This window comes from Streptomyces sp. NPDC096105 (assembly GCF_044763335.1).
Classification (GTDB): domain Bacteria; phylum Actinomycetota; class Actinomycetes; order Streptomycetales; family Streptomycetaceae; genus Streptomyces.
The window spans coordinates 278,750-305,523 of record NZ_JBIWGC010000007.1 but is presented as its reverse complement, the minus strand read 5'-3'; the positions used below and the strand labels follow the sequence as shown (position 1 = coordinate 305,523).

Annotated in this window: 24 protein-coding genes and 3 pseudogenes; 13 read left to right on the top strand and 14 right to left on the bottom strand. The window is 74.0% G+C overall.

Annotation, left to right across the window (positions count from 1 at the left end; all coding sequences use genetic code 11):
• Window positions 1-6 precede the first annotated feature (6 nt).
• From ACIQ8B_RS14935 to ACIQ8B_RS14920, 4 genes are read left to right on the top strand one after another with little or no spacing between them, the layout of a single operon-like run.
• Entirely contained in the window at window positions 7-975 is a 969-nt protein-coding gene (locus ACIQ8B_RS14935; protein WP_106411967.1) for an ABC transporter permease, read from the top strand.
• The gene (locus ACIQ8B_RS14930) at window positions 972-1,913 is read left to right on the top strand and encodes an ABC transporter permease (protein WP_403547051.1); all 942 of its coding nucleotides are present in this window, start codon (window positions 972-974) and stop codon (window positions 1,911-1,913) included. The genes ACIQ8B_RS14935 and ACIQ8B_RS14930 overlap by 4 nt, the downstream gene beginning before the upstream one ends.
• A complete protein-coding gene (locus ACIQ8B_RS14925) occupies window positions 1,910-3,016 on the top strand; it encodes an ABC transporter ATP-binding protein (protein ID WP_403547049.1) in 1,107 nt (368 codons plus the stop codon). Before ACIQ8B_RS14930 ends, ACIQ8B_RS14925 begins: the two co-directional genes overlap by 4 nt.
• On the top strand, window positions 3,009-3,668 hold the full coding sequence (locus ACIQ8B_RS14920) for an ABC transporter ATP-binding protein (RefSeq protein WP_403547047.1): 660 nt from the start codon (window positions 3,009-3,011) through the stop codon (window positions 3,666-3,668). Before ACIQ8B_RS14925 ends, ACIQ8B_RS14920 begins: the two co-directional genes overlap by 8 nt.
• Window positions 3,669-3,702: 34 nt before the next feature.
• On the opposite strand, the gene ACIQ8B_RS14915 is transcribed toward ACIQ8B_RS14920, so the two are convergent.
• Window positions 3,703-4,782: a hypothetical protein gene (locus ACIQ8B_RS14915; RefSeq protein WP_403547045.1), complete on the bottom strand. Its 1,080-nt coding sequence runs from the start codon at window positions 4,780-4,782 to the stop codon at window positions 3,703-3,705.
• A gap of 199 nt (window positions 4,783-4,981) precedes the next feature.
• On the opposite strand from ACIQ8B_RS14915, the gene ACIQ8B_RS14910 reads away from it, so the two are divergent.
• On the top strand, window positions 4,982-5,491 hold the full coding sequence (locus ACIQ8B_RS14910; protein ID WP_403547043.1) for a hypothetical protein: 510 nt from the start codon (window positions 4,982-4,984) through the stop codon (window positions 5,489-5,491).
• Window positions 5,492-5,523: 32 nt separating this feature from the next.
• On the opposite strand, the gene ACIQ8B_RS14905 is transcribed toward ACIQ8B_RS14910, so the two are convergent.
• From ACIQ8B_RS14905 to ACIQ8B_RS14885, 5 genes and pseudogenes are all read right to left on the bottom strand, one after another.
• Window positions 5,524-7,143, bottom strand: coding sequence for an SMI1/KNR4 family protein (locus ACIQ8B_RS14905; protein WP_403547041.1), 1,620 nt, complete (start codon window positions 7,141-7,143; stop codon window positions 5,524-5,526).
• Window positions 7,144-7,264: 121 nt separating this feature from the next.
• Window positions 7,265-7,372 (bottom strand): annotated as a pseudogene (locus tag ACIQ8B_RS14900) (hypothetical protein); the annotation flags it as partial.
• 233 nt (window positions 7,373-7,605) lie between these two features.
• The gene (locus ACIQ8B_RS14895) at window positions 7,606-11,223 is read right to left on the bottom strand and encodes an NACHT domain-containing protein (protein ID WP_403547039.1); all 3,618 of its coding nucleotides are present in this window, start codon (window positions 11,221-11,223) and stop codon (window positions 7,606-7,608) included.
• Window positions 11,224-11,241: 18 nt separating this feature from the next.
• Window positions 11,242-11,646: a hypothetical protein gene (locus ACIQ8B_RS14890; protein ID WP_403547037.1), complete on the bottom strand. Its 405-nt coding sequence runs from the start codon at window positions 11,644-11,646 to the stop codon at window positions 11,242-11,244.
• An 87-nt stretch (window positions 11,647-11,733) separates the two neighbouring features.
• Window positions 11,734-12,186, bottom strand: coding sequence for an ATP-binding protein (locus tag ACIQ8B_RS14885; protein ID WP_403547035.1), 453 nt, complete (start codon window positions 12,184-12,186; stop codon window positions 11,734-11,736).
• 328 nt (window positions 12,187-12,514) lie between these two features.
• Here ACIQ8B_RS14885 and ACIQ8B_RS14880 point away from each other — a divergent pair, with 328 nt between their 5' ends.
• Complete coding sequence (locus ACIQ8B_RS14880) at window positions 12,515-13,723, top strand: NAD(P)/FAD-dependent oxidoreductase (RefSeq protein WP_403547033.1); 1,209 nt, start codon at window positions 12,515-12,517, stop codon at window positions 13,721-13,723.
• 10 nt (window positions 13,724-13,733) lie between these two features.
• On the top strand, window positions 13,734-14,672 hold the full coding sequence (locus ACIQ8B_RS14875; protein ID WP_403547031.1) for a sigma-70 family RNA polymerase sigma factor: 939 nt from the start codon (window positions 13,734-13,736) through the stop codon (window positions 14,670-14,672).
• Window positions 14,673-14,712: 40 nt separating this feature from the next.
• On the opposite strand, the gene ACIQ8B_RS14870 is transcribed toward ACIQ8B_RS14875, so the two are convergent.
• Entirely contained in the window at window positions 14,713-15,180 is a 468-nt protein-coding gene (locus ACIQ8B_RS14870; protein ID WP_403547029.1) for a hypothetical protein, read from the bottom strand.
• A gap of 82 nt (window positions 15,181-15,262) precedes the next feature.
• Window positions 15,263-15,487 (bottom strand): DUF397 domain-containing protein, encoded by a 225-nt coding sequence (locus tag ACIQ8B_RS14865; RefSeq protein WP_106411957.1) that lies wholly within the window; start codon window positions 15,485-15,487, stop codon window positions 15,263-15,265.
• A 321-nt stretch (window positions 15,488-15,808) separates the two neighbouring features.
• Here ACIQ8B_RS14865 and ACIQ8B_RS14860 point away from each other — a divergent pair, with 321 nt between their 5' ends.
• The 3 genes from ACIQ8B_RS14860 to ACIQ8B_RS14850 all read left to right on the top strand — a co-directional run bounded on the left by ACIQ8B_RS14860 (window position 15,809) and on the right by ACIQ8B_RS14850 (window position 18,664).
• The gene (locus ACIQ8B_RS14860) at window positions 15,809-16,696 is read left to right on the top strand and encodes a helix-turn-helix transcriptional regulator (protein ID WP_290003898.1); all 888 of its coding nucleotides are present in this window, start codon (window positions 15,809-15,811) and stop codon (window positions 16,694-16,696) included.
• Window positions 16,693-16,878 carry a DUF397 domain-containing protein gene (locus tag ACIQ8B_RS14855; protein ID WP_403547026.1) on the top strand — a complete coding sequence of 62 codons (186 nt, stop codon included), beginning with the start codon at window positions 16,693-16,695 and terminating at the stop codon, window positions 16,876-16,878. The genes ACIQ8B_RS14860 and ACIQ8B_RS14855 overlap by 4 nt, the downstream gene beginning before the upstream one ends.
• A gap of 610 nt (window positions 16,879-17,488) precedes the next feature.
• Window positions 17,489-18,664 carry a hypothetical protein gene (locus ACIQ8B_RS14850; RefSeq protein ID WP_403547024.1) on the top strand — a complete coding sequence of 392 codons (1,176 nt, stop codon included), beginning with the start codon at window positions 17,489-17,491 and terminating at the stop codon, window positions 18,662-18,664.
• A gap of 13 nt (window positions 18,665-18,677) precedes the next feature.
• On the opposite strand, the gene ACIQ8B_RS14845 is transcribed toward ACIQ8B_RS14850, so the two are convergent.
• The 3 genes from ACIQ8B_RS14845 to ACIQ8B_RS14835 are packed head-to-tail and all read right to left on the bottom strand — an operon-like array spanning window position 18,678 to window position 21,203.
• On the bottom strand, window positions 18,678-19,286 hold the full coding sequence (locus ACIQ8B_RS14845; RefSeq protein WP_290003883.1) for a dihydrofolate reductase family protein: 609 nt from the start codon (window positions 19,284-19,286) through the stop codon (window positions 18,678-18,680).
• A gap of 58 nt (window positions 19,287-19,344) precedes the next feature.
• Window positions 19,345-20,916, bottom strand: a complete 1,572-nt coding sequence (locus tag ACIQ8B_RS14840) for a transporter (protein WP_403547022.1) — start codon at window positions 20,914-20,916, stop codon at window positions 19,345-19,347.
• Complete coding sequence (locus ACIQ8B_RS14835; protein ID WP_290003876.1) at window positions 20,913-21,203, bottom strand: hypothetical protein; 291 nt, start codon at window positions 21,201-21,203, stop codon at window positions 20,913-20,915. The genes ACIQ8B_RS14840 and ACIQ8B_RS14835 overlap by 4 nt, the downstream gene beginning before the upstream one ends.
• 423 nt (window positions 21,204-21,626) lie before the next feature.
• Between ACIQ8B_RS14835 and ACIQ8B_RS14830 the strand changes: the two genes are divergently transcribed.
• Both ACIQ8B_RS14830 and ACIQ8B_RS14825 read left to right on the top strand, forming a co-directional pair.
• The gene (locus ACIQ8B_RS14830; protein ID WP_403547020.1) at window positions 21,627-22,076 is read left to right on the top strand and encodes a hypothetical protein; all 450 of its coding nucleotides are present in this window, start codon (window positions 21,627-21,629) and stop codon (window positions 22,074-22,076) included.
• A gap of 253 nt (window positions 22,077-22,329) precedes the next feature.
• On the top strand, window positions 22,330-23,157 hold the full coding sequence (locus ACIQ8B_RS14825; RefSeq protein WP_403547018.1) for a hypothetical protein: 828 nt from the start codon (window positions 22,330-22,332) through the stop codon (window positions 23,155-23,157).
• A 93-nt stretch (window positions 23,158-23,250) separates the two neighbouring features.
• On the opposite strand, the pseudogene ACIQ8B_RS14820 reads toward ACIQ8B_RS14825, so the two are convergent.
• Window positions 23,251-23,558: pseudogene (locus tag ACIQ8B_RS14820) on the bottom strand (IS5/IS1182 family transposase); the annotation flags it as partial.
• Window positions 23,559-23,719: 161 nt separating this feature from the next.
• Between ACIQ8B_RS14820 and ACIQ8B_RS14815 the strand changes: the two are divergent.
• Entirely contained in the window at window positions 23,720-24,382 is a 663-nt protein-coding gene (locus ACIQ8B_RS14815) for an ATP-binding cassette domain-containing protein (RefSeq protein ID WP_403547016.1), read from the top strand.
• Window positions 24,383-24,393: 11 nt separating this feature from the next.
• Here the strand turns inward: ACIQ8B_RS14815 and ACIQ8B_RS14810 are convergent.
• A pseudogene (locus ACIQ8B_RS14810) lies at window positions 24,394-24,724 on the bottom strand (hypothetical protein); the annotation flags it as partial.
• 363 nt (window positions 24,725-25,087) lie between these two features.
• Window positions 25,088-26,407: a ricin-type beta-trefoil lectin domain protein gene (locus ACIQ8B_RS14805; RefSeq protein ID WP_403547014.1), complete on the bottom strand. Its 1,320-nt coding sequence runs from the start codon at window positions 26,405-26,407 to the stop codon at window positions 25,088-25,090.
• Window positions 26,408-26,774 lie beyond the last annotated feature (367 nt).

Here is a 26,774-nt window from a genome sequence, read left to right as displayed (position 1 = left end):
CGAGCGATGGCACGGCTCACCGCGCGCCGCGCGCTGTACGCCGTGCCGGTGCTCCTCGTCGTCACGTTCGGCGTGTTCGCCGTCGCCGCCGCCTCCCCCTTCGACCCGGTCAAGGGCTATGCGGGCACCGCCGCCCTCGGCGCCGACCAGGAGACCCTGGACCGGCTGCGGGAGAACCTCGGCGTGGACGAGCCGTTCACCGCGCGCTGGTGGGACTGGCTGACCTCCGCCCTCGGCGGCGACCTCGGCCAGTCCGCGGTGATGCGCCAGCCGGTGGCCGAGGTGATCGGCGAACGCCTGGTCTGGTCGACGCTGCTGTGCGCCGTCGCGTTCGCCGGGGCGGTCCTGCTCGGGACGGTGCTCGGCGTGCTCGCCGCCCGCCGCCCCGGCTCCCTCGTCGACCGCGCGGTCACCTCCGCCGCGTACGTCCTGGAGGCCGCGCCCGTCTTCTGGATCGCGCTCCTCGCCGTGTGGCTGTTCGCCCTCCAGCTCGACGTCCTCCCGGCCGGCGGCCTCACCGACACCGGCAGCGACCGGGTCACCTTCGGCGGACTGGTCCAGCACCTGGTGCTGCCCGCCGGCGTCCTCGCCGTCTCCCAGCTGCCCTGGTTCACGCTCTACGTCCGCCAGGGCGTCGGCGACGCCCTCGCGGAGGACCCCGTACGCGGGGCCCGGGCCCGCGGCCTGAGCGAACGCACCGTGCTGCTGGGCCACGCCCTGCGCTCCGGACTGCTGCCGGTGCTCACCCTCATCGGCTCCCGGGTGCCGGAGCTCATCACCGGGGCGCTGCTGGTGGAAACCGTCTTCAGCTGGCCCGGCATCGCCTCCGCCACGGTGGAGGCGGCCACCGCCGTCGACTTCCCGCTGCTGGCCGCGCTGACCACCCTCGCCACCGCCGCCGTCCTCGCCGGCAACCTGCTCGCCGACCTGCTCTACGGGCTGATCGACCCGAGGGTGAAGCTGGAGGAGATGTGACGCCCAAGGCCGACACCGCCGTGGCGGCGAACCCCGTCGAGACGGCCGCCGGGAAGACGGTCACCGAGAAGACGGCCGCCTCCGCGTGGCGCGCGCACGGCGCCGCCCGCCGCTCCACGCACGTCCTGCGGCTGCGCGTCTCCGCCGCCCTGGTCGCCGTGACCGTGCTCGCCGTGCTGCTCGTCCCGCCGCTGGTCCAGCTCGACCAGCAGGCCGTCGACCTGGCCGCCAAGCTCGAACCGCCGAGCTGGGCGCACCCGTTCGGCACCGACGACGTGGGCCGCGACCTGCTGCTGCGCTGCGTCTACGGGCTGCGGGTGTCCCTGCTGGTGGGCGTGGTGGCCGCGCTCACCGCCACGGTGATCGGCACCGCCGTGGGGGCCGCCGCCGGCGCCCTCGGCGGCTGGGCCGACCGCCTGGTCATGCGCCTGGTCGACACCCTGTCCTCCGTGCCGCACCTGCTGCTCGGCATCTTCATCGTGGCCATGTTCCGGCCGGGCGTCTGGCCGGTGGTGATCTCCGTCGCCCTCACCCACTGGCTGTCCACCGCGCGCATCGTCCGAGCGGAGGTGCTGTCGCTGCGCTCGCGGCCCTTCATCGACGCGGCCGTCTCCGGCGGAGCGTCCCGGTGGCGGGTGACGGTACGCCACCTGCTGCCGGGCGTGCTGCCGCAGGCCGGCCTCGCCGCCGTCCTGATGGTCCCGCACGCCATGTGGCACGAGTCGGCCCTGTCCTTCCTGGGCCTGGGCCTGCCCACCCACACCGCCAGCCTCGGCACCCTCATCCAGGGCGCGCGCGGCTCCCTGCTCGCCGGGCAGTGGTGGCCCACCCTCTTCCCCGGCCTGTTCCTGATCATCCCCACCCTCGCGGTCGCCGGCCTGGCCGGCGTCTGGCGCGAACGGATCAACCCGCGCCGCCGATCGGAGCTGATGCTGTGACGTCGGAACACGCCGTGACACCGGCGCAGTCCTTGCGGAGGACCGGCCCGTCGGCGGCCGGACCCGCGTCCGTCCTGCCGGCGGCCGAATCCGCTGCTGTCCCGGCGGGGAAGGAGACGGCCCCCCTCCTCTCCGTCCGCGGCCTCTCCGTCCGCTTCCTGCTGCCCGGCGGCCGCCGCGTCGCCGCCGTGTCCGACGCGTCGTTCGACGTCGCACCGGGGGAGTGCCTCGCACTGATCGGGGAGAGCGGCTGCGGCAAGTCCGTGCTGGCGTCCGCCCTGCTCGGCCTGCTCCCGGCCAACGCACGCACCGCGGGCCACGCCCGCCTGGGCGACCTCGACCTGCTCACGGCCGACGAGCGGACCCTCGCCCGCACCGTGCGCGGACGCCGTGTCGGCCTGGTCCCGCAGTCCCCGGCGGCGCACCTCACCCCGGTGCGCACCATCCGCGCCCACATCGAGGAGACGGTCGCCCGCCTCACCGGCGCCCGCGGCCGTGCCGCCCGCCGCGAGGCCGCCGAACGGGCCGCCGAGCGCGCCGAGTTCCCCGTGGACCACCTCGACCGGCACCCGCACGAACTGTCCGGCGGCCTGGCCCAGCGCGCCGCGACCGCCCTCGCGCTGATCGGCGAGGCGCCGCTGCTGCTCGCGGACGAACCGACCACCGGCCTGGACCGCGACCTGGTGGACCGCACGGTCGACGAACTGCGCCGCCACGTGGACGACGGCCACGCCCTGCTGATGATCACCCACGACCTGGCCGCCGCCCAGCGTATCGCCGACCGCGTCGCGGTCATGTACGCGGGCCGCATTGTCGAACTGACCGACGCGGACGCCTTCTTCGGCGCCCCGGGCCCTCGCCACCCCTACAGCCGCGGCCTGCTGGAAGCCCTCCCCGAACGGTCCTTCACGCCCATCCCCGGCCTGCCCCCCGAACTGGGCAGCCTCCCCGAGGGCTGCGCCTTCGCCCCCCGCTGCGACCGCGCCACGGACGCCTGCGCGGCCCTCCCGCCCTTCACGGCGTCGGTCGCCTGCCACCACCCGGTGCAGGCACCCGCCGACGTCGCCGAGGCGGCCCGCACCCCGGAGGACATCCGTGCTTGAGCTGCGCGCCGTCACCGCCGGCTACGACCGCCGCGCCCCCGTCGTCCGCGACGCCGACCTCACCGTCGCCCCGGGCGAGGCGGTGGGCCTGCTCGGCCCGAGCGGCTGCGGCAAGTCCACCCTCGCCCGGGTCGCCGCCCTGCTGCACCGCCCGGACGCCGGCGAGGTCGTCCTCGACGGCACGCCCGTCCGCGGCTTCCGGCACCGCGCCCCCCGGGGGCAGCGCACCGCGATCGGCGTGGTCTTCCAGCAGCCCCGCCTCGCCGCCGACCCCCGGCTGCGCCTGGCCGACCTGATCGCGGAACCCCTGCGGGCGACCGGCCGGCGCGCCTCGGCCGCGGACCGCGTGGCGGAACTGGCCGACGCCGTGGGCCTCACCCCGGACCTGCTCGGCCGCCGCCCCCACGAGGTCAGCGACGGGCAGCTGCAACGCGCCTGCCTGGCGCGGGCGTTGGCCCTGGAGCCGCGCTGGCTGGTGTGCGACGAGATGACGGCGATGCTCGACGCGTCGACCACGGCCGCGCTGGTGCGCGTCGTCGAGGACTACCGCGCGGCGACGGGCGCGGGACTGCTGTCGGTCGGCCACGACCGCACCCTGCTGAACCGCTGGTGCGACCGTACGGTCCCCTGGGAGGCGGTGGCCGCGGGCTGACGCCCGGGCCCGGACCCGCCTCCCGGGGAACGGGTCACAGCCGGACGTCGCCGGTGAGGTCCGCCTCCTCGAACGGGGCCTCCCCGAACTCCTCGTCCGCGAACTCCTCGCCCGCGAGACCACCGCCGAGGGTGCCGGAGAGGATGTCACCCATCAGTTCCTCGAGGCGCAGTTCGGTCGCCCCGGCGGGCGCCTCGGGCTTCTCGCCCTCGCTGACGCGCAGCACCAGCGCCAGCTTCTTGACCTTCGCCTTCTCCGCCAGCTCGGCGAGGTCGACGGACACCTCGGTCAGCTCGCCGTTCTTCAGGGTGAAGTCGGCGCTGACCTTCTTGTTCGGAACGTCCTTGAAGTCCTTGGCGGTGGGCATCCCGTCGCCGCCCGGCAGCTCCTTCTGCAACGGCCGCAGCGCGTCGAACAGCTCGGTCAGCAGGGTGCGGAACGGCGCGGTCGCCGTGATGCGCTCGGTGCCGTCCGGACCGTCGGAGGTGGTGAGGTCGACCTGCTCGGCGACGGCCTTCTTCAGCGCGTCCGTCAGCTTCTTCTGCGTCGTGGCGTCGAGGCTGGGCTCGGCGGAGGGCTCCTCTCCACCGGGGCCCTGCGTCCCGGACAGGCCGTCCCTGGTCTCTTCGATCTCCTTCTGGGAGACCTTGATCCACTCACCGTCGAGGAGCTTCTTGAACGCGCCCGCCTCGTCCGGCAGTTCACTGGCCGGCGGCAGCGGGCTGCCCGACATCTCCGCGAGCGCCGCGGCGTCGACGCGGACGTAGAGGTAGTCGCCGACCAGCCGGTACTCGAGGAGGGCGCCGTCCGGGCCGCTGACCTTCATCGCCATCGCGGTGAAGTCCTTCTCCCCGGACTTCCTGATCGGCTTCTTCGAGTGCACGGAGACGCTGATCCTCGCCTCGGCGAGCAGCTCGGCGACCTCGTCGGGCATCTCCTCGCCCGGCGCCGACGCCTCGGCGTCCAGCGCCTTCAGGGAGGCGGCGTCGGTGTCGAGGTCCAGCTCGAAGGCGAGCGAACGCTCCTCACCGAGCTTCTCGAAGGCGTTGTCCAGCTTCTGTCCGGCGGACAGGTTCTCCACGGTCCCGCAGGCGGCGGTGCCGGCGAGGACCATGCCGGCGACGGCGGTGGTGGTCAGGGTCTTGCGCAGCGCAAAAATGACGATCTCCTTGTCAAGCGACCGGTGCGGTCGTCAAAGGAGACGCCCGACCAGTTGGAACGGTTGTATGACGTAAGTAAGTTCACCGGCGAACAGGCCCCGGGGGCGGACGCGGACGCGACTCACCGGCCCACCCGCTGGGAAGAACCGGACCATGTCCACTCACACGACGGCCGCCGGAGGAGTCCAGGTCTGCTCCCTCAAACGGGACACCCCGCAGACGATCCCGGCGAACAGCCCGTACACGGTCATCCGGTTCCCGTTCGGGTCCGCCGAGTCCAGCGACCGCTTCGCCATGCACCAGGTCGACCAGCCGGACGGTCACGTCGTCACCGACTGGGACTCCGATCCCCGCTCCGGCCTGATATGGCCGAGCGTCGCCGGCTGGGGCACCCTGTACGCGATGATCCAGTGGGAGGCCGGAGGGTACGACGAACTCCGCGACCAGTTCGTCCGCGACCCGCTCGGCCTCACCCCGAACCCCAACGACACCACGGCCACGGAACACCGCCCGCCCAGCCCCGGCATGCAGTGCTGGACCAAGAGCTGGGGCATCTTCGTCGACCCGTCCGTCCCCCTCGCCGTACGCGCCACCCACGACGACACCGTGGCCCGCAAGATCGTCCTGGCGGAGTTCAAGCTGGTGATCCACGAGGCCGCGTGACCCGCCCCGGCCGGGGGCGTCCCCGGCCGGGGTCACCGCCGGCCTCCCCGGCCGGTGCTGACCGTGACGTACGTGAAGCCCTCCCCCTCCCGGGGCGCACGGTTCCAGGACCGCGTGGTCAGGTGCGGCAGGATGCCCTCGGCCAGGGCGTGCCGGGGAAGGGACAGGCCGAACGCGTCCTGCACGGCGGCCAGCAGGTGCCGCTCACGGTCCGCGTCGTCGACGCCGCGCAGGACGTGCTCCGGGTCGAGGGCCCGGGGCACGGGCCCCGAGCGCTCGACGTCCGTGCCGCGCAGCGTGTACGCGTACAGCTCCTCCCCCCGCTCGGCGACCGACAGGTGGAACATCACCGGAGCGTCGCCGCGACCGCGGCGCACCCACAGCACCACCGCCCGGCCGCCGTGCGAGGCGCCGGCGGCCGGGGAGACGAAGAGGGGCCCCGGTCCCGACACCCGCGGGGCCGTGTCGAAGCCGAACGCCCACCCGGAGCCCGTCCGCCCCACCGCCGGCACGGCCCGGTCCTCCCACCGCGCCCAGCCGTCCCGCCGCCTGGCGTCGCCGACGTCGTGGGGGAACCACCCGGCGGGACGGCTGGGCGGAGCGGTCAGGCCCGTGCCCCCGTCCTGCCCGACCGGGCCGGGCAGCGCCTCCGGCTCCGCGCCCTCCACCCACAGACACCGGTAGGAGCCGTGCGGGGCGTTCCACCGCTGGGGCTCCGCCAGCCAGCTCAGCCCCGGCGGATCCAGGTCAGGCACCGGCTCGGGCACCGGGCCCGTACGGCCGGCCCGGGGCGTGGACAGCAGCTCCAGCCCCCGCTCCCGCGTCACCACCGGCCCCAGGACCGGGTCGGCCAGCAGGCCGAGCGGCGCCAGCAGGTCCGGCGCGGGCGGCGACCAGGACGGCAGCGCGGCGCGGACGACCCGCCACGCGGTGTCCGTGTCACCCCACCGCGCGGCCTCCCTCGCCTCGGCGACCGCCCGTCCGAAGGCGCCGTCCGGCGCGTAACGGTAGGAGCCGTCGCGCACCCGGGCGAGGATGTCGTCGGCTGCCGCCCGGACCACGTCGTCGGTCTCGGCGCCCAGCACGAACGGGCGGGCGCGACCAGGGAAGCGGCCGTCCCGCACATGGGCGAGGGCCATCACGGGCACCAGGTCGTCCACGCACCGCGGATCGGCGACGAGCCCGCCGAAGTACACGTTCCCGTACCCTGCGCCCCGCGCCGTCGTGTCGAGCTGTTGCAGCATGCCCCAGGCTCCGGGCCGCCCGTAGCGCCGCGCGACAGTCAGCAGGTCCCGCGCGGCCTCCCACCTCCCGCCCAGCGCCTCCTCCCGCGCCCGCTCGACGTCGGCGTCCAGGGCGCGGGTGGTGTCGTTCACGAAGTCCGGAAGCTGCGCCCGGTCGGCGTGGAAGGACTCGTACCTGCGCTGCATGTAGGCGCGGAACGACGGATGGCGGGCCGGGTACTCGCCGCTCCACCCCTTGTAGACGTAGAGGGCCCACTCGCCGTCCTCGTCGGTGTCGCCCGGGTCCAGCAGCGCGTAGGACATGTCGGAGTCGGTCTCCAGCCGCAGGGCCCGCTGCCACATCCCGGCCAGCAGCACCTCCTGCGCGGTCGACCGCTCGTGCAGGCTCCTCCGGTAGAGCGGCGTCATGTCGAACGCATCCCCGAACCAGCCGATCTCGTGCGCCGCCCCCAGCCGGTGGATCGAATCGTCGTCCAGCCGCCAGCCGCCAGCCGTTGCCGGCCAGGAGGAACTCCCGGTAGGACGGAGGCAGCCGGGTGCCCAGACGCCGCTCGGCGTCGGCCACCTCCGCCTCGGACGCCGGGGGTTCCTCCGGCCTCAGCTCGGCGAGGGTCGTCTCACCCTCCGCCAGCTCCATCGCCTCGTCCTCGCTCGGCACCCACTCGTCCCGCCAACGCCGAAGGAACGTCCGCCAGTCGAACCCGTTGTCACTCACCCGCCGATGGTGGCAGCCCCCACGGACACCGCCGCCTCCGAAGTCCCGTCCGGTGGTGACAGGCGAGGACGCGAGTCGGACGGCCGGGCGCTCCCCGTGTCCGGCCCTGCTCCTCGGGTACGGCGTCGCCCACGTCCCGTCCGGTCAGGACGGGATCAGTCGAATTGCATGATCTCGCCGGCCCCCGTCTGCGCGTACATGTCGTTGACGATCTTCTGCGCCAGGGCGCGATGCCCGGACGGCACCTCGACGCGCACCCACAACAGGTAGGACTGCTGAGCTCCTCCGTCCTTGTACCGCCAGGCCCAGTACCGCTTCATGGCCATGCGGTATCGGCCGTCACCGGCCGGGCCGGCCGCGTAGTACGTGGTTTCCTCGTGCTTCTTCCACGGGGTGGTGGCGTCGTCGGGGACGGCGCGCAGGAACGCGGCCGTCTCCTTGTCGCCGCAGTACGCCCCGCACCACTCGCTCCGGATCTCCAGGCGCAGGCCGGGGAGCAGACCGGCCTTGACGAGGTCCGGCACCGCCGGGCACGTGTACGCGCTCGGACCGTCGGTGACGCCGCTGTCGTACTGACAGTCCAAGTGCTTGGGTGCGCGGAAGGTGAAGGGGAGGGAGTACAGCTTCCAGAGGTAGGAGCGCTCGTCGTCCCGCCAGGTCGCGCCGTCCACCGAACCGGTGGCCCGCCAGTTGTAGTACGTGAAGCGGTTGTCCTCGGCGGGCACGGCCGACGGCGGGGTGACGGAGGTGAGCGGCCGGTCGACGGCCGCCACGGTGGTGCCCCGGGACAGGGGCTTCGGGTCCCCCTCGCGGGGGCGCATCCCGGAAAGACCGGCCCGGCGGAGCGCCTTCCGCACCAGGATCTGGGCGATCTCGGCCACGCGGCCGGACGAGGCGAACTCCTCGCCGTAGTCGAGCTGGATCAGGGCGTTGCCGACCCGCACGCCGACCCTGGCCGTCATCAGCCTCTCCACGCGGGGGGAGGAGCCGGCCAAACCGGGCCAGACGGACAGGTGCGCCTCGTGGCCGAGGCCGCTGAGATCCCGGTGGAAGCCCCTGGCCGACACGCCCTCCTCCCCGGCGTTCGGCGCGCCGGCGCGGAGCTGTCCGTAACGGAGCTGGGCCACCTCGGTCCCGCTGACCGTGACGCCGTCGCCGGCGAGCAGGACCCGGCTGACGCCGATGGCCACGTTGCGGCTGAACGGCGCCTGCTCTCCCGCCGAGCACGAAGCGCCGTCGTCGCCGCCCACCCGGGCCGGGTCCCGCATCAGCCGGGCCACGTCCGCCGCGTCGAGGAGGGCGCAGGCGGCGGGCAGCGAGCGGACCGGCCACGGCACGCGCTCGCCGACCATCGCGCCGGAGCCCACCGCCAGCGGTCCGGCCGAGGCCGCGACGACGAGCACCCCGGCCACGGCCCGGCGAACCCGCCCCGGTGCGGCCCGGGGCCGCGCGACCGCCTCGGCCGGCACACCGCGGGCGAGACGGTTCCGCAGCTCGACGTGCCGGAACCGGTAGACGCCGCCGGCCTGCCGCAGCACCCCGCGGGCGTGCGCGTCCTCCAGGAAGGGGAGGAGACGCCAGGGAAGCCGGCCGGTGGCCCAGAAGTACAGGCGGGCCAGGGCGAACCCGCCCCACGCGGACGAGCCGAAGGCGAACAGCAGCCAGAACACCGGCGTCGCCACGGCCATCAGCACCCAGTCGCGCGCGGTGACGACGTCCCTGCCGCCTCCCACGACCTGCCAGACGAGCAGCATCAGGGGCGGCAGAGGGAGCACGTACCGCACCGGTGTCGCCTCGTTGTCCAGACGGAACGGGACGAACCAGCCCAGGGCGAGCACGCTGCGCCGGTCCGCCCGCAGCAGGGCGGCCGGGCTGCCGGCCACGGCCGGATCGGCGCTGCGCCACACGTACCTCAGGACCCGGGGCCCGTACCACCACATCACCGCGCCGGAGAGCGGGGAGAGGTAGAACAACCATTCCTCCCAGCGGACGACGGCCGCCACCGTGGCGGCGATCGTGAGGACGGCCAGGGCCGCCCGGACCCGCTCCGGCCACGGCGCGAACGCGCCCCGGACGTCCTCGCGGACGGGCCGGTGCAGCCTGCGCGGCGGCTCCTGCCGCCCGGTGGTGCGAACGGCCACCTCCGCGACGAGCGCCAGCCCGCAGAGCATCACGTACGCGCCGGGCACGGACAGCAGCGGCAGCCACTGCCGCCACCACGGCAGCCCGGGGGCGAGGACCGCGACCGACAGCGAGCCGACGACGAGCGCCGGCACCAGGACGAGCACGGAGACGAACCGGGGCAGGGTCCGGTCCAGACGCCACCAGGCGAGGTCCTGTTCGTTCGCCGCCCGCATCCGGGCGGCGAGGAAACCGATCCAGGCGCGCGCCTGCTGGGGCGACCAGCCGCCGTGCGCCGCCTGGATGTCGTGCGAGGAGCTGTAGACGGCGTCCAGGAACGCGTCGTACAGATGGCGCTCGATGTCGGCGCGGGACCTGAACGCATCCGGCTCCAGCAGTTCCGAGGGATCGGCGCCGCCGCGGGCGTACGCGACCCGGGCCAGCCCCACCATCAGCGGAACGGACAGCACCCGCCTCAGCCGCCGTACCTCGGGCGGCGCGGCGGAGGAACCGCCGGCGATCCGGTCCAGGACCGGTGTCCAGCGGGTGGGCCCCTGACCGGGGCTGAGGTACGCCCGCACGGTCGCGTCGCCGAGCGGGCTCAGCCGGATCTCGGTGCGCTCGAAGTCCTGCTGGTCAGGCACATGCCGGCGGTACTCGGGTTCACGGCTGGCCAGCACGAAGGGCCGGCGGCCGCGCAGGGTCTCGCCGATCTGGCGGAGGGCGGCGGCCCGCCGGTTCCCCGGGAGTTCGTCGAAACCGTCGAGCACCGGCAGGACCCGGCCGGTGAGGAGGAGGTCGAAGGCGACATCCGCCGGGGGCGCTCCGGGCATCGGGGTGCACGCCTCCGGGTGCGCTTCGGCGAGCTGGTCCGCCATCCAGCGCAACAGCCCCTGGCCCGGGTCCCAGGACGCCAGCGACACGACCACCGGCACCGGGTCGCCGGAGCCGGAGGCCCGGCGCCGCAGCAGGGCGTGGGCCAGACGCAGGACGATCACGGACTTGCCGGCGCCGGCGCCGCCGAGGACGACCAGACGGCGGGTGGGGGTGGCGGTGTAGTAGTCGACGATGTCCTGCGGGAGGAGGAGTGCCGGCGGGGGCTCTCCCTCCGCGCCGGAACCCTCCCGTCCCGCTCCCTCCGCCCACGGCGTCAGGGTCGTCCAGGTCACGTCCAGCGGGGAGGGGTCGTTGAGCCTCGTCAGGCGTTCGTCCTCGTCGTAGCGGACGGCCAGGCTCTCCGCGAGCGCCTCGGCGACGCGGTCGAGGGTGCGCCGGGTGCGCCAGGCGGCCTGGCGCCGGAGAGCCCGCTTCCCGCGCGCCCGGGACCACACGGCGTGTCCGCCCGCACCCGCGAGGAGCAGCCAGCCGGCCACCACCGGCCCCGGGTCGATCCGCGCGGGAAGCGGGAGTTCGGGGCGGGCGAGGAGCAGGAGCACCCCGAGCAGAGCGACGGCGTACGGCAGGACGGCCGCGCCGGGGCCATGACCGGGGCCGGGAGCGCCGGCACCGCGCACCGCGTGCAGGCCGCTCTCCCCGTGCAGGGTGACGTTCTCGACGACCTGGGCGAAGACGACGTTGTGCTGGGTGCCTCCGGAGATCTCCTGGTGCAAGCCGTCGCCGCCGGTCGTCCGGCTCCCCTCGCCGCCCGCCACGCCCCCGCTTCCCCTCCGTCAGCCCAGGTTGATCGAACCGTGGACGTCGCGGGTGAAGACGACGTTGTGCTGGGTGCCCCCCGAGATCTCCTGGTGCTGGGCGCTCCCGCCGCTCGACGCGCCGGGCAGCTGTTCCGCCTCCCGCCGCCACAGCGCGAGGGCCTCGGCGAACGCCGGGTCCTGGCGGGCGCGCAGGGCGAGACCCTCGGCCAGCCGGGCGGCACGCTCCTCGTCGGAGGCGTCCTCGTCCAGGGCCGTGACCAACTCGCCCACCGCCGCCTCGCCGTCCCCCTGTCCGGCGTCGGGCTCCCGGGCGGGGGACCGCTGCGCGAGGGAGCGCAGCCGCTCCCACAGGTTCTGTCCGGCGGCCCCGGCGGTCCCGCTCGCCAGGGCCATGAGAAGCTCCGCTGCCACGGGTTCCACGCGTCTCCCCTTCCCCGCACCCTCAGGGAGTACGACTTTACGCCCCAACTAGGCCTTTTATCACGTCTGTTGTAACGGCCGGCAGGGTCATGCCCCGACGGCCGGCGCGATGAGCACCGCCCGGACGGTCTTGCCGCTGGGCGGGTAGGGAACGCAGTCCCAGTGGTCGGCGAGGGCGGTGACGAGGGCCAGACCGCGTCCGGTGGTGCTCAGCGGGTCGGGTGCGGCGTCCGTGGGGCGGAGGAGCGGCCGGAGGCCCCCGCGGGCGTCGCTGACCTCGACGCGGAGGCGGCCGCCGGCCGGGTCCAGAGCGAGGGTCAGCCGGAAGCAGCGCCCCGGCACACGCCCGTGCAGCACGGCGTTGGAGGCCAGCTCCGCGACGACGAGTTCGGCACGCTCCGTGAGATCCTGCGAGACGCCCCGGGAACGCAGCTCGGTCACCGCGAGAAGTCGCGCGAGACGGGCGCCGCGCCGCGTGGACGACAGGAGCTGGGTGAAGGCGCCGGCCGAGGAGCCCGCTTGGGATGTCGCGTGGTTCATGGCGTCAGCGTGGCGGGAGAGGACGGGCGGAGGGGAGCACCACGCCCCGTACGCGGGGTGAGCGTACGGATGCGACGAGTGGACGGTGCGCCGGGCCTTCCGCGGCACCGGGCGGGGAGCACGGGTGTGGTGGCGACCGGGGGGCGGGTCCTCTCGATCCGTGATCGGCCGTCGCCCCGTCGTGGCCACCCGGAACGGGCCCGGGCGCCCGCCCGGGGTCCGGCCGCCCGTCCCAGTTTGGTGACCCACGTCACACTCGAATGCTGTCAGGAACCGGGACGCCGTCCCGTTCAAGGGGCACGCGAACGAGACAGGCAGGAGCATCGCCATGAAGCACCGCATCGTCGTCCTCGGCGCCGGATACGCCGGGGCCTTCGCCGCCGGGAACCTGGCCCGCCGGCTCTCCCCCGCGGACACCGAGATCACCGTCGTCAACGCCGCGCCCGACTTCGTCGAGCGGATGCGGCTCCACCAGCTCGCGAGCGGCCAGGACATCGGGTCCCGCAAGCTCGCCGACCTGTTCGCGGGCACCGGGGTGCGGCTGCGCCTGGCCCGCGTCACCGGTGTCGACCCCGACCACAGGACCGTCGCCGTCACCGGCGAGGACGGCGACGGCGAACTCGCGTACGACACGCTCCTCTACACGCTCGGCAGTTCCGTCGCCCACCACGGCGTCCCCGGCGCGGCCGAGCACGCCCACGACGTGACCGGCCTGTCCTCGGCGCTGCGGCTGCGCGAACGCCTGGCCGGTCTGCGCGCGGGCGGCACCGTGCTGGTCGTCGGCGAAGGGCTGACCGGCATCGAGACCGCCGCCGAGATCGCCGAGTCCCGCCCCGACCTCTCGGTCGCGCTCGCCGCCCGCGGCGAGCCGGGCGCCCGGCTCTCCCCGAAGGCCCGCTGTCACCTGCGCCGGGCCTTCGGCCGGCTCGGCGTCACCGTCCACGCGCACACCGCCGTCGAAGCCGTCGAGCCGACGCGGGTGATCGCCGCCGACGGCACGTCCGTCCCGGCCGACGTGACCGTGTGGTCGGCCGGGTTCGCCGTGCACCCCCTCGCCGCCGCAAGCGGCCTGGAGATCGCCGGAACCGGGCAGATCGTCGTCGACCGCACCATGCGCTCCCTCTCGCACCCGGACGTCTACGCCGCCGGCGACTGCGTCCACGCGATCGGCGAGAACGGCCGGCCGCTGCCGATGTCCTGCGCCTCGGCCGGCGCCACCGCCACACAGGCGACCGCCGCGATCGTCGCGCGCCTGACGGGCGGCGAGATCCCGGTCACCGGCCTGAAGTACCACGGCAACCACATCAGTCTCGGGCGGCGGGACGCGATCATCCAGGTGGTGGACGGCGACGTCCGGCCGAAGTCCTGGTACCTGGGCGGCCGGACCGCCGCGCGGATCAAGTCGGGCGTGCTCAAGGGGGCCGGGTGGGGCGTCGCTCACCCGACCTTCGGCATGCCGAAGCGCAGGCGCCGCCTGGCCACCGTGCCCGACCCGGCCGGTGCGTCCGACCACGCCGGCGCGAGGGCCGCCGCCTAGGCGGCCGCACATGGACAGCGCAGCCGTCGAACGCTTCGAGGCCGGCCGGGGCCGACTGGCCTCGCTGGCGTACCGCCTGCTCGGCTCGGCCGCCGACGCCGAGGACGTCGTGCAGGACGCGTTCCTGCGCTGGCAGGACGCGGACCGCGAACGGATCGAGGTACCGGAGGCGTGGCTGACCAAGGTCGTCACCCACCTCTGCCTCGACCGGCTCCGCTCGGCGCAGGCGCGCCACGAGCGCGCGGCCGGCGCCTGGCTGCCCGAACCGCTCCTGGAGGGCGACCCGATGCTCGGCCCCGCCGACCTCGTCGAGCAGCGCGCATCGGTGTCCCTGGCCGTCCTGACCCTCATGGAGCGCCTCTCACCGGTCGAGCGGGCCGTCTACGTCCTGCGCGAGGCCTTCTCGTACAGCCATGCCGAGATCGCCCGGATCCTCGACGTCACCGAGTCCGCGAGCCAGCAGCATGCCCACCGGGCCCGGGTCCGGGTCGCCGCCGGGCGCCGCCGCGGCAGCGAGGAGGTGGACCCCGCGTCCGCGCGCCGGGTCGTCGAGGAGTTCCTCGCCGCCGCCACGTCGGGGCGCACCGAGCGGCTGGTCGCGCTGCTCACCGACGACGTGACGGCGGTCTCGGACGGTGCAGGGCGGGCCAAGCGGCTGCTGCGGTTCACGACGCGCGAGCGCGTCGCCTCCTACGTGCGGGCGGGGTTCAGGCCCACGCCGGTGAAGCGACGGCTGGCCGGCGGCTCGCCCGTGTTCCACATCGCGGTGGTCAACGGCTCCCCGGCGGTCCTGGCCGTGGTCGACGACCGGGTCGTGGGCACCGTGGCGTTCGACGTCAGGGACGGCAGGGTCGCGTCCCTGTGCGGCATCGCCGCCGCGGACCGGCTCGCGCGTCTCGACGAGGCCTGGCGGCGGCACGGAAGCGACGCACCGGTCGCCGCGTGGTGACCGGCGCCCACGGGATCCGGCGACGCGTCCGGACCGCCGACTACGCCACCGGGCACGCCAGTTCGGGAACCGCGCGGTTCGGGGAGCACGTGACCACGGCCAGGGTGAGGTACGAGGGCCGTTCGAGGTAGCGGCCGTACGACACATCGCCGCCCGCGTGCAGACGTTCGATGGCGGCGTCCACCAGCCGGGACAGACGCGCGGTGTCCCGGTCGTGCTCCGCGGCGAACCGGGGGGCGTACTCGGCCAGCCGCTCACCCAGCCAGGCCGCCGCCTCCTTCGCCTCCTCCCAGGTGCCCCGCACCATCGAGCGCGGCTTGACGAGCCAGTACGCCGTCTCCAGGGGCGGGAGGTCCGACGTGCGGAACTCCGCGGCCACCAGGCGGTAGCGCTCGATCAGTTCCGGCCTGCTCCCGGCCGGGGGCGGATCGGGGTGCGGGGGCCGCCGCAGCGCCTCGTCGTCGAAGCGCGCCTTCGGGCCGGTCCAGAGGTAGGCGTGGTGGTGCATGGCTGTTCCCGCTTCGAGAAGCGCCGGCCGGACACGGGCGGGCCCGGTCCGGCCGGCGGTGGGAAGGGAGGGGAGGGAGAGGTCAGGCGCCGAGGCCGAAGCGCGCCGGGTCGATACCGGCGGCGTCCAACTCCTCCGTGGTGAACCGCAGCGGCTGCGCTTCCGGCCGCTTGCTGTCGCCCAGCGCCCAGGCGTCCTCACCGATCCGTGCCAGCGTCACGCACCCCTCGGTGCAGGGGCCGCCGCACGCCTTCGTGAAGGAGGCCCCGCTGATGTCGAGCGCGTACAGGTTGGTTCCGTTCTGCATGACTGCACCTTCCAGCTCGTCCGATACGGCCGGGTCCGGCCGCCGCCGCCCGCGGCGGGCGGGAGTGCACGGGAGGGGAGGTGACCGTCCAGGCGTTTCCTCAGGTCAGCGGTGGACACGGGCGGTTCCTCCCGGCTCTCCGTGACCTCAGGGTGACGGTCGGACGGGGGCGGGGACGAGTCTGGCACCCCGTACGCTGAGTCAGCGTACGGACACGAAGAGTGGACGGTACGTCTGATGATCCGTCAGGCTGAGGGCGTGCGCGGGCGGTGTGAGGAGCCGCCCTGGAGCGCGGTCCGGAGGCGAGGAAAGGGGCGGCGGATGGACGTGGTCGAGGTCGAGGGGGAGGCGGCCGGGAGCTCCGGCACGCGGGCGGTCGCGGCGGGGGAGTGGGAGCGGGAGCCGCATCCGTCGGACAGCCTGCGGACGTTCGGGGCGTTCGTCCAGGCGCTGCGGGAACACGCCGGGCTCAGCAGGGCCGAGCTGGCCGCCCTCGTCCAGTACTCCAAACACACGGTCGAGTCGGTGGAGTTGGGACGCCGCATGCCGGACGAGGCGTTCGTGGAGCGCGCGGAGGAGGCGCTGGGCAACACGGGCGCGCTGCGGAGGGCCGCGCGGCATCTGACGCGGGGGGAGGCGGGGCTGGCGGCGTGGTTCCGGCGATGGGCCCGGCTGGAGCGGGAGGCGGTGAGCCTGTGCACGTACGAGTGCCGGCTGGTGCCAGGGCTGTTGCAGTCGGAGGGGTATGCGCGGGCGCTCTTCGAGAACCGTATTCCGCTGCTGACGGATGAGCAGTTGGAGGCTCAGGTCGAGGCAAGGATGGAGCGTCAGCGGATGCTGCATGAGCGCCCCACAGTTCCATTTCACTTCATCGTCGAGGAAGCGGTCCTGCGGCGAAGGCTGGGCGGTGCCGACGTGTGGCGCGAACAACTGGACCACGTTCTGGAGCACACGGTGCCTCGCCATGTGACCTTGCAGATCATGCCGTTGGCGGCCGAGTATCACTCGTGCGTTGACGGGCCCCTGCGCCTACTGGAGACCCCGGAAGGGCGCCGACTCGCCTACTCGGAGGGGCAGGAGAGCGGGCGGCTGATCGGTGACCCGAAAGAGGTGAGAGTTCTCCAACAGCGCTATGACACACTGCGGTCGCAGGCCTTGCATCCCCAAGACTCCCGGGCCTTGCTAGAGCGACTGCGAGGAGAGGCATGAGGACGACGGAACTCGCCTGGTTCAAGTCCAGCTACAGCGGCAGCTCGGGCGACGACTGTGTGGAGGTCGCCGTCACTGAGCAGGTCATCCACGTACGGGACTCCAAGGACGTGGCCCGCCCCGCCTTCGCCGTCGGCCGCGAAGGCTGGGGACAGTTCGTACGGTTCGCGTCGGAACACTGAGCGGCTTGAGGGGGTGCCGTCCGCTGGAGCAACGGACGGCACGCCCTCACCGCGTCCGGGAGTCCTTGGTCTCGTTCGTGGGGCCGTAGCCGAGGGCCGCGCGGTTGATGAAACGGTCGCCGAGATCACGCACGGGTGCGTTGTTCCTAGGTTGAGCGGTGGCCTGCTCCTGGTGGCCACTGAGGGAGGCCACCAGCCAAGCACAGCCACTGTGGCTCTCGGGGCGTGGGGTCTTGCGAGCGGGGATCGCTCCAGGACCGGACACCGGCGTTCGGCCTCCCGGGCCCATGACCGGAGGGCCGGTGCGCCGGCCGTGCCGACTGGCCCGCCCGCGCACCGGCCCCGTCCGCACGCTTCGGCCAGGCCGGTGATTTCACCGATGCCCCCTGCCCGGTTGCTCGCTTGACTCGGTACGAGCCGGTCCTGCGACGACCGCAGGGATCGACCGGGACCAGGACCGGGAGCGGCTGTGACGCGCGCGACCGGCACGGTGTGCCGACGTGGTCGACCGGCGTGACCAGAAGGGATATCGGACATGTCTCATGTCAGCGGGCGCCTGCGTTTATGCGGCGCCGCGGCCGTCGGCGTCATGGCCCTGGGAACCGCGGGTGTGACGACAGCCCCCGCCTCCGCCGCCACGCCCGTCTACAGCGAGGACTTCTCCGACGGGCTCGGCACTTTCACCGCTTCCGGTTCCGTCAGGACCGGAACGTACGGGGCCCGCCTCAGCGGGTCACTGTCCTCGGACTCGTCCATCGTGTCCGCACCCATCGACCCGACCGGATACGACGACCTGACCCTGTCCTACACCCGGGTGGCATCGGGGCTGGACCTCGGTGAGACCTTCACCGTGGCCTACTCGGTCGGCGGCGGCCCGTTCACCACGCTGGAATCGGCGCGCACCGCCGCGGGCGCGGTGTCGTTCCCCCTGCCGGACTCCGCCGAGAACGGTGACCTGCGGCTGAGGTTCTCGCTGGACGCGAACAGCCTCCTGGAGACCCTGACCGTCGACGACGTGCTGATCGAGGCCGAAGACGGCGGGGGCCCGACCGACCCGCCGACCGGGTCGCTGCCCCCGGTGGACGACGTCACCGAGCCCGGTCCGTACGCGGTGACCGTCGACGAGTCCGCCGGTCCCGACGACGACGGCTGGCTGGTGTACCCGGCCGACGCCGGCCGCGACGGCGTGGACCATCCGGTCTTCGTCTGGGGCCCGGGCGCGGGATCCGACCCCGCCGACTACGAGGACATGCTGCGCCTGTGGGCCTCGCACGGGTTCGTCGTCTACAGCGAGGCCTCCTCCAGCAACGGCGCCTACATGATCGACGCCCTCGACTGGCTGGAGGACCGGAACGCCAGTCCGGCCGGCCCGCTGTACGGAGACCTCGACCTCTCCGAGGTCGCTTTCGGCGGCCACTCCCGCGGGTCCCTCGGCACGTTCGACGTGGCCGACGAGCCGCGGCTGGAGACCACCGTCCACGTGGCCGGCGGCTCGTTCGACGGCAACGGCCCCGACAGCCTCCGCAACCCGGCCCTCTACATCGGCGGTGACGAGGACTTCGCCACCGCGAACATGGAACGCGACTACGCGGGCACCGACGTGCCGGTGTGGTTCACCGTCCTCGACGACACCGACCACATCCTCGCCACCCGCAACGGCCGGCACGTCATCACCGCCTGGCTCCGGTGGCATCTGGCCGACGAGGAGTTCCGCCGCACCCAGGACTTCCTGAGCCCCGGATGCGCCTTCTGCGGCCTCGGCGACGTCCGGTACAAGAACTGGTGACACCACGCCCCCCTCACTCCCCGAGCGCGGCGACCGCCTCCTCGTAACCCCCCGTCGGCGGCGCCGCGTCCGGCCCGTACACCAGATGCAGCACCCCCGTGCCGAACGTCTCCGACGTCAGCAGCCGCAGCGGGACCGACGGCTCGCCCTCGTCGAACAGGCGCATGCCCTTGCGGACGGCGATGGGGTGGACGAGGAGGTGCAGTTCGTCGAGGAGGCCCGCGGCCAGCAGCTGCCGGACGATCGAGACGGAGCCGCTCAGCGCGATGTCCCCGCCCGGCTCGTCCTTCAGCGCGGCGGCGACCTCGGCGACGTCGCCCCGCGCCTGCTCGCTGTTGCGCCACCGGAAGTCGAGCGGGCTGCGCGAGAACACGATCTTCCGCATGTCGCCGAGCTGCTTGGCGAAGCCCGCGTCCTCGGCGCCCGCCGCCTCCCGCTCCGGCCAGGCGCCGGCGAAGCTGTCGTACGTCACGCGGCCGAAGAGCATGGTGTCCGCGGTGCGCAGACCCGCGTCGACGGCCGCGCCCATCTCGTCGTTGAAGTACGGGAAGTGCCACTGGTCGGGAGCCTCGACGACGCCGTCGAGCGAGATGAACAGGCTGGCGACGATCTTCCGGGACATGGGGTCCTCCTCGGGTGTCGGTCCGTGTACCGGGTATGACCGTGCCGTCCGCCGGAAATCATCGGTGGGCGGCGCGCGGCGAGGACGTCCGAACGGTGTCGTCGCCCGCCGGGCGCCGCCGGCGGTCCGTGACGCTGCCCAGCCAGCCCAGCAGGAATCCGGCCGGGATCGTCACCAGGCCCGGGATCGTCACGTCCCAGAGCCGGAAGTCGTGCCCCGGCACGATCGACTCCGGCGTGCCGGACGCGTACGGCGACAGAGCGAGCGCCGCGACGGTCACCGCCGTGGCCCCCCACAGGCACCACAGCGCGCCGCGGGCGGTGAATCCGGGCCAGTACAGGGCGTACAGCAGGACCGGTGCGAGGGCGGCGCCGCAGAGGGCGAGCCAGAGCGTGGAGACGACGACCAGGTTCCAGTCGGCGCAGACGACGGCCACGGCCGCGGCGGCCAGCCCGGTCAGCGCGGCGGCCCACCGCGACGCGGTGCCGTCCACCCGCCCCTCCCGTCGCCGGCCGGAGGCGGCCAGCACGTCACGGCCCAGGGTGATGCCGGCGGCGAGGGTGACGTCCACGACGGCGGCCAGCGCGGTGAGGAAGAGGACGCAGGCGAGGGCCGCGACGAGGACGCCGCCGCCGTCCAGCGCGCGCCCGAGCAGCAGCGGCGTGAACACCTGCGCCGCCGGACCCGCCTCCCGCAGCGCCCCGCCGGCCAGCGCCGCGGCGCCGAGACCGACGACGGCGAGAGCCCCGTAGAGCACCACGAGCTCGCCGAGCATCCAGCGGCCGGCCGTCCGCGCCCCGCGCGGGCTCTTCGTCGCGATGGCCCGCATGAGCACGGCGGGCATGGCCAGCGTGGCCATCGTCATGCCGAAGGTCTGCCCGACCCGGTTCACCGCCCCGACCCACCCGTCACCGGTGTAGCCGCCCGGGCGCAGGAACGCCTCGCCCGTCCCCGAGCCGAGCGCGGCCGCGTCGAGCAGCCGGCCGAGGTCCCCGCCGAAGCGGTACACGACCAGGGCCGCGGCGACCAGCAGCACGGGCAGCGCGATCACCGACTTGGCGATCATCACCACCCCCGTGCCCCGGATGCCGCCGCTGACGGCCAGCGCGGTCATCACACACCCGATGACGACGATGCAGCCGGTACGGGTGCCGGGCTGCCCGAGCAGGGCGGCGGCCACGTTCCCGACCACCACCAACTGCACCACGAGCAGCGGGAAACAGACCAGCAGCGTCACCGCACCCCATGCCGTCCGCACCGCGGACCCGCCGCTGCCGCGCGCGTCCAGCAGGTCCGGCGTGGTCAGCGTGGCGTGCGCACGGAGCGGTTCGATGACGAGCACGAGGAAGAGGAGGACGCCGACCAGGCTGCCCAGCATGACGCCGAGCCCGTCGAACCCGGTCGTGGCGACCATGCCCACCAGCACGGTGACGGTCGCCACGGTGGTGGTGTCGCCGCCCATCGCGATGCCCTGCTGCCAGGACCGCAGCCGCCGGCTGTCGGACCGGATGAGGGCGCGGTCGTCCTCGTCGGCCCCCGTGATCACGCACAGCATCAGGCAGATGACGACGAACACCGAGAACACGGCGAAGACGAGGGAGCGCGAGGAGGAGTCGAGCAGCGTGCTCATGACCACCTCCGGTCGTCCGTGTCCACGGCGACCCGGTCGGCCCGCCGCCCGTGCGCGACGACCCCGTGCAGGCCGACGCCGAGCGGCACCAGGGCCAGCACGGCCCCGAGAGTCACGCCCCCGAGGACGTCGGTGCCGTACGGGCCGGGCAGGAGCGCACCGCCCGCCACGTACAGCAGCCACACCCCCGCGACCCGGAGCCCGACCCGCAGCCCCACCCCCAGCCGCGCCTCCTCCACCTGCACCGGCGGCTCCTGCCGCCACGGCTCCGCTCCGTAAGACTCCAAGACAACTCCGCTCACACAGGCCGACACGGGTGGCCGCGGAGTCAACCAGAGGCGGAGGGGGCGCAGGGCGGGACTGTTCCCGCGCCCAATCAGAGGCGCGGGGAACGGTGACGGAGCACTGCCGGACGCGTGTCGGTCCAGGATCGTGGCGACGCCCGGCGGCGGAGGCCGGGGACCGACGGATCCCCCGGAGCGAGGTCCGCCTCCGTGCCGTGCAGGTACGTGCCTGCCTCGTACGCCTGGAGGGGAACGGGCGCGCTGCCCATCGGCTCCTCCTCCGGTCCGGGTGCCGGGCCGGCACACAACCACAGGAGCCGCCCCCGGACGTGCCGCATCGGCCACGCGGGCCGAAACGGCCCTCTTTCCAAGCGTTCCGGGAGGAACGGACCCTGAGGGGAGGGATGCGCACGGGTCGGTGCCGGCATGCTGGAGGACGGGCCGGTCGAGGTCTCGCGGGCGGAATGGCGCATGTGGCACGAGGCGCGCGCGACGGGACGGGCGTACGTCCCGCGGCTCGGCCACGGCGACTACGGTGTGCAGCGACCCGCCGCCCTCGCGCAGCCCCTGGAGCCCGGCAGGAAGGGCGGTCCGTCCTGGGGAACGCTCCGTTACACCACCGGGAGCTCGTACGTCGTCGTCAAGACGCTGGCACACGGGCCGGACCGGATCGCCGTCAACCGCGCCGCGGCCCGCCGGATCACCGAGCTGCCCGAGTTCAGGGGAGCAGGAGCCGGGGCGGGCGAGGCCTGGCTGAGGGACTGCGCGAACGGCCCGCTGACCACCGGCAAGGGTGTGGGCGGGTTCACGGAGTGGCTGCGAGCGGGGAACCTCCAGCACATGACGTACGTCGTGCGGAGTCTGCCCGACGGCTGAGCCGTCCACGGCCGGACCGAGGGGCCGGCCGTGCCGCACACGGCTCGGTCGGACAGCGGCGCCGGCGCGGTCTCGCCCGGCAGGATTCGTCACTCATCCGCAACTTGCCTCATAAACAGGTGTGTTGACGGACCGTCGGGACACTCGGCTCAGTGAACCGGCGCGGTGTGACAGTGGCCGGCACTCGTTGAGGAGAGAGAGGACTCGCATGCGATTCAGGGGGACGAGGACCAGCGTGGTCGTGGTTGCCGCGGTGACAGGGAGCGTTGTCCTGTCGGGCTGTGGTGGCGGCAGCGATGCGGAGGCCGGAGGGGACGGCAAGTCGCCGAACGCGAGCAGGAGCGCCGGCGCCCAGGAGCAGGGCACGGCGGAGGTGCGAGCGGCCTACGACAAGACGGCCGAGGCCGAGTCGGCGCGGATGACGATCAGGACGCAGCTCTCGGCGGAGGGCAGGACGGTCACCACCCAGGGCAAGGGCGTCATCGCTCTGGACGAAGGCGACAGCGTCATGACCGTCACCGCGCAGGACAAGAGCATCGAGCAACGCGTGGTCGACCAGGTTCTCTACCAGAAGATGCCCGGCCAGGAAGCGCCGGGCGGCAAGCCCTGGATCAAGATCGACCTGGAGAAGGTCGCCGCACAGCAGGACCTGGGCAACCAGCAGATCGGCGACCCGGCCCAGACCGCCGCCTACGCCAAGGCGATCACCGACAAGGGCGTCACCAAGGTGGGCACCGAGGAGATCGGCGGGACCGACACGACGCACTACAAGGTCTCCGTGGACGTGTCCAAGCTGCCGAACGGTGCGCAGATGAGCAAGCAGCTCGGCCCGACGCTGCCGATGCAGGTCTGGCTCGACGACGAGGGCCGGCTGCGCCGCCAGCAGATCGACATGACCGTCAAGGCCCCGGCCTCCGCCTCGGCCCAGGCGGGCAGCAGCGCGGCGGCCCAGCAGCTCAAGATGAAAACGGTGCTGGAGTTCTCGGACTTCGGCACCGAGGTCGATGCCGAGGCCCCGCCGGCCGGCCAGGTGGCCGACATGACCGACCAGGCCCTTCAGGGCGCCCAGCAGCGGCGCTGAGCCGACAGAACCGGTCGGCGCCGGCTGCCTGCCGCGCCCGGACGGCGGGGCACGGAGCCGCCGAGAGGGCCGAGGACAGCCGGCGCCGGGACCGGGGCTTGTGGCGGGGGAGCCCCGCAGGCCCCTGATGGGCGGGACCGCGTCCGGCAGCGGCAGGAGCTGGGTGACGTCATGCCGGTTGCCATCGGTGAGCGGGGTCCCGTGACGGTCGACGATCAGGTGATGCCCGGAGCCGGGGCGGGCACGATCGGCGGGCGAGGGCCCCATGCGGTCCCCCTGACGCCCCGGACGTGGGACCCGTCCACGGTGCAGCCGTCCAGGTCCAGCAGATCGGCGCGGCGCGGTCCGGCCAGCGGGGCGGCGTGCAGCCGCGGCCGGACACCGGCCTCGGCAGTGCTGCGATGTCCCCGGCGGCACGGAGCACGGCACGGCCCGCGTCAGCGCTCGGAGCGCTGTGGTCGCGGCAGGCTTGACCTTGACGCCGGGTCAACCCTCCATCCTTCCGGCAGGAGCTTCCCGGCAGCCGCCGGGAACAGCTTCACGGAGGAGGAGGCGGACGACCATGACAGCTCGATCCCTCATCGATCCGGCGATGCGCGTGCAGGGGCTCGAGAAGTCCTACGGGAAGCTCGACGTGCTGCGCGGCGTGGACTTCGACGTGGCGCGGGGCAGCGTCTTCGCCCTGCTCGGCTCCAACGGGGCGGGCAAAACCACGACCGTGAAGATCCTCGCCACACTTCTGAAGGCCGGCCGGGGAACGGCCACCGTCCATGGCTTCGACGTCGCCGCGCAACCGGCCGAGGTGCGGGAGTCCATCAGCCTCACCGGACAGTTCGCGGCCGTCGACGAGATCCTCAGCGGTCGCGAGAACCTCGTGCTCGTCGCCAGGCTGCGCCACCTCGAGAACCCGGGCGAGATCGCGGACGACCTGCTGAGGCGTTTCTCGCTGACCGACGCCGGCGCCCCTCCAGGTACGCGGTGCGTACGGCTTCGGTCTTCTCGGCCGCCACGGCGGGGCGGCGCCCGCCCCTGCTGCCCCTGGCCTCGGCGGCCCGCGTCCCGTCGTACGTCAGCTCCCGTCGGAGGTCCGGGTGTGAGTGGTTGCGGTACAGAAAGCGCCGCTGAGATTGATCTTGCTGAGGCTGGGCTACTTCGCCAGGGCTTCAAGAGATGTGATCCACTGAAAGCTACCGGTGGGTTACTTGCTCCCTGGTGTCCGAGCTAGGACTACGGGGCCGCGTAGGCGAACTTCCAGGTGCCGTCGAGGCCGATCCGGTAGGGCGAGCGGGTGCGGTCGGCGGCGAGGGCCTGGCGCACGTCCGCGTACGGCATGAGCGTGGTGTGCGGCGGCTGGGTGCCGAGCCGGAAGACGCCGAAGCCGTTCCACTCCGGGGGCGCGTCGGCCGCTGCCCGCCGGCCGGCCGGCCGCGTGCGCGACGACGGGCGAAGCGGACAGGGCGAGGGCGCCGAGCACGGCGGCGCCGGACTCCAGGAGGCGCCGGCGGCTGACGACCGGCGGTCCCCCGTGGGGGGACCGGCCGGCGGGGGACGTGTGCGGGTGCGGCATGACCGTGGCCTTCCTCGGTACGACAGAGCACTGCACGGACTGAGAGCACGTCGGACTCCTCCTCGACGCGCCGCCGAAGGAACGGCGTCGCGGCAGGAGGGGATCACAACTGCTGGTGACGGAGCGACTACCAAGTCAGCCACACCCTGGGACTCGGACACAAACGAAGCAATGACCTCGTCGGACTCTGTTCGTTCCTGGTGGTTCGGCCGGCGCCTCCGGGTGCCCCCGTCCGGAACGACCCGGTCGCGCCACGGACGTGCATCCGTCTCCCCGCAGCCGGAGGGTGCCTCACGGCACCCCGTACGGCGCCGGTCCGCGGCGGTGAGGAGTCACCGGCGCGGGAGCGCCCGGGGGACGGGATCAGCCGCGCCGCCAGGTCTGGTTGGCGGTGCCGGTGCAGGGCCACAGCTTGACCGGCGTGCCGTCGGCCTCCTTGCCCCACCACACGTCGACGCACTTGTCGCCGGCCTTGAGCGACACCAGGTCCTCGGTGCTGTTGATCTTGAACTTCTGTCCGCTCGACCCGTCGCACCGCTGCAGCAGGACGGCCGTTTCCTTCTCCACCGACCCGCCGTCCAGCCCCATGCACAGGTCCTCACCGATGCGCAGGGTCCTGTCGGTGTCGTGGAAGGACCAGGTCTGGGTGCCTGCCGAGGCTCCACAGGGCTGGATGGCCAGCTCCGCCCCGGCCCTGCGGGAGCTCGCGGTGAGGCACTTGCCGGTGTCGGCGCTGACGATCCGGGCGGTGGCGACGGTGACCGTCGTGTCCGCCTTCCTCTCGGCCTGCCGGACCGGCTCCTTCGCCGCGTCCTCCTCCTTCCTCCCCTCCGTGACGGCCTGCGGGCTTGCGCCGGTGACGGAGCCGGAGCCGTCCGGGGACGCCTTGCCGTCGTCCTTCGCCTCCTCCTTGCCGTCCTCCGCCCTCCTCCCGTCCTCCGTCTTCCTCCCGTCCTTCTCGTCGCCGCCTTCCCCGCCCTTCGACGAGTCCGCCGGAGCGTCGTCCTTCGAGGGCTCCGCGGCATAGACGCCCGGCTGCTGCTGTTCCTCCTGACCGTCGAGCAGCGCCCGGGAGTCGGCAGCCGCGTCGGCTCGTCCCCCGGGGCGCTCGTCGCGGTCGTCACCGGCCATGACCAGCAGCGGTACGGCGAGCAGGATCACCCCGGCAATCCCCGCGGCGGCCAGCACGGGGGCCTTCGGCCGTCCCGGCGCGCCGTCGCCGTCGCCGCTTTCCCTCCCGGCCCCGCGGGCGCCGCCGAGTGCGGCAGCCAGTCCGGACGAGGAGGCTGCGGTGCGGGCCGACGTGGCGGTGCTCGCCGCCGTCTCCGGCCGTTCCCCGCGGTCCGTGCCCGGTTCCGCGGCCCCTTCCCGCGCCTCCGGCCCGTTCGCGGCCGAGGCCGTCCCGGCCCCGGCCCCGGCCCCGGCCCCGGCCGTGGCGGTGGCGGTGGCGGTGGAGGGGGTTTCCGTCCCGCCCCGGCCGGTCCCGTCGGCCCTCGCGGCGCCTTCGGCGGCGGCGGTGGCGCTCGCGGTGGCCGCGTCGCGGCGCGGGGCGGGCCGCAGCACGGCCTGCTCCACGTCGTCGCCCACCGGGGACAGCACCACCGCGCGACGGACCGGTGACCCGCCGTCGGTGCCGGCCGGACGGGCGGACTCGCCGCCGACCGGCCTGTTCTGCCGTGACATTGCTCGTTCTCCTTCGGTCTCACGGTTGTCTGCCGCATGGCGGCCGCACACTCGCGGCGCCCTGCGGCCGGGGCGCGGTGCCGGGTGCGGACCGCCCCGGGCCTCCCCCGGCGGGACGGGCACGACACGGTCCGGGGCGATCGCCCCCTCAGCGCCCGGCGGTCGGCTGTCCGCCCGGCCGGGGAGGTACGGCTCCGGGCCGCAGGGGAACGGATGGGCCGGCCCCGTGCCGGCCCCGTTCCCGCCGAGCACCTCAGCGCGCGGGGCGCCGCGTCCTCGCCTCCACGGCGACGGAATCGGATCGGTTCACGGCCACTGCGACACCGTAGTGGGGTCAGATGACCGGCAAGGCGTCCGGGACGTCACC

Coding starts and splice junctions, on each gene's coding strand:
- ACIQ8B_RS14805 (WP_403547014.1), bottom strand. CDS start 26,407: ATGTCACGGCAGAACAGGCCGGTCGGCGGCGAGTCCGCCCGTCCGGCC.
- ACIQ8B_RS14865 (WP_106411957.1), bottom strand. CDS start 15,487: ATGCAGAACGGAACCAACCTGTACGCGCTCGACATCAGCGGGGCCTCC.
- ACIQ8B_RS14880 (WP_403547033.1), top strand. CDS start 12,515: ATGAAGCACCGCATCGTCGTCCTCGGCGCCGGATACGCCGGGGCCTTC.
- ACIQ8B_RS14840 (WP_403547022.1), bottom strand. CDS start 20,916: ATGAGCACGCTGCTCGACTCCTCCTCGCGCTCCCTCGTCTTCGCCGTG.
- ACIQ8B_RS14830 (WP_403547020.1), top strand. CDS start 21,627: ATGCTGGAGGACGGGCCGGTCGAGGTCTCGCGGGCGGAATGGCGCATG.
- ACIQ8B_RS14935 (WP_106411967.1), top strand. CDS start 7: ATGGCACGGCTCACCGCGCGCCGCGCGCTGTACGCCGTGCCGGTGCTC.
- ACIQ8B_RS14815 (WP_403547016.1), top strand. CDS start 23,720: ATGACAGCTCGATCCCTCATCGATCCGGCGATGCGCGTGCAGGGGCTC.
- ACIQ8B_RS14915 (WP_403547045.1), bottom strand. CDS start 4,782: ATGGTCCTCGCCGGCACCGCCGCCTGCGGGACCGTGGAGAACCTGTCC.
- ACIQ8B_RS14860 (WP_290003898.1), top strand. CDS start 15,809: ATGGACGTGGTCGAGGTCGAGGGGGAGGCGGCCGGGAGCTCCGGCACG.
- ACIQ8B_RS14870 (WP_403547029.1), bottom strand. CDS start 15,180: ATGCACCACCACGCCTACCTCTGGACCGGCCCGAAGGCGCGCTTCGAC.
- ACIQ8B_RS14885 (WP_403547035.1), bottom strand. CDS start 12,186: ATGAACCACGCGACATCCCAAGCGGGCTCCTCGGCCGGCGCCTTCACC.
- ACIQ8B_RS14855 (WP_403547026.1), top strand. CDS start 16,693: ATGAGGACGACGGAACTCGCCTGGTTCAAGTCCAGCTACAGCGGCAGC.
- ACIQ8B_RS14845 (WP_290003883.1), bottom strand. CDS start 19,286: ATGTCCCGGAAGATCGTCGCCAGCCTGTTCATCTCGCTCGACGGCGTC.
- ACIQ8B_RS14905 (WP_403547041.1), bottom strand. CDS start 7,143: ATGACGCCGCTCTACCGGAGGAGCCTGCACGAGCGGTCGACCGCGCAG.
- ACIQ8B_RS14910 (WP_403547043.1), top strand. CDS start 4,982: ATGTCCACTCACACGACGGCCGCCGGAGGAGTCCAGGTCTGCTCCCTC.
- ACIQ8B_RS14875 (WP_403547031.1), top strand. CDS start 13,734: ATGGACAGCGCAGCCGTCGAACGCTTCGAGGCCGGCCGGGGCCGACTG.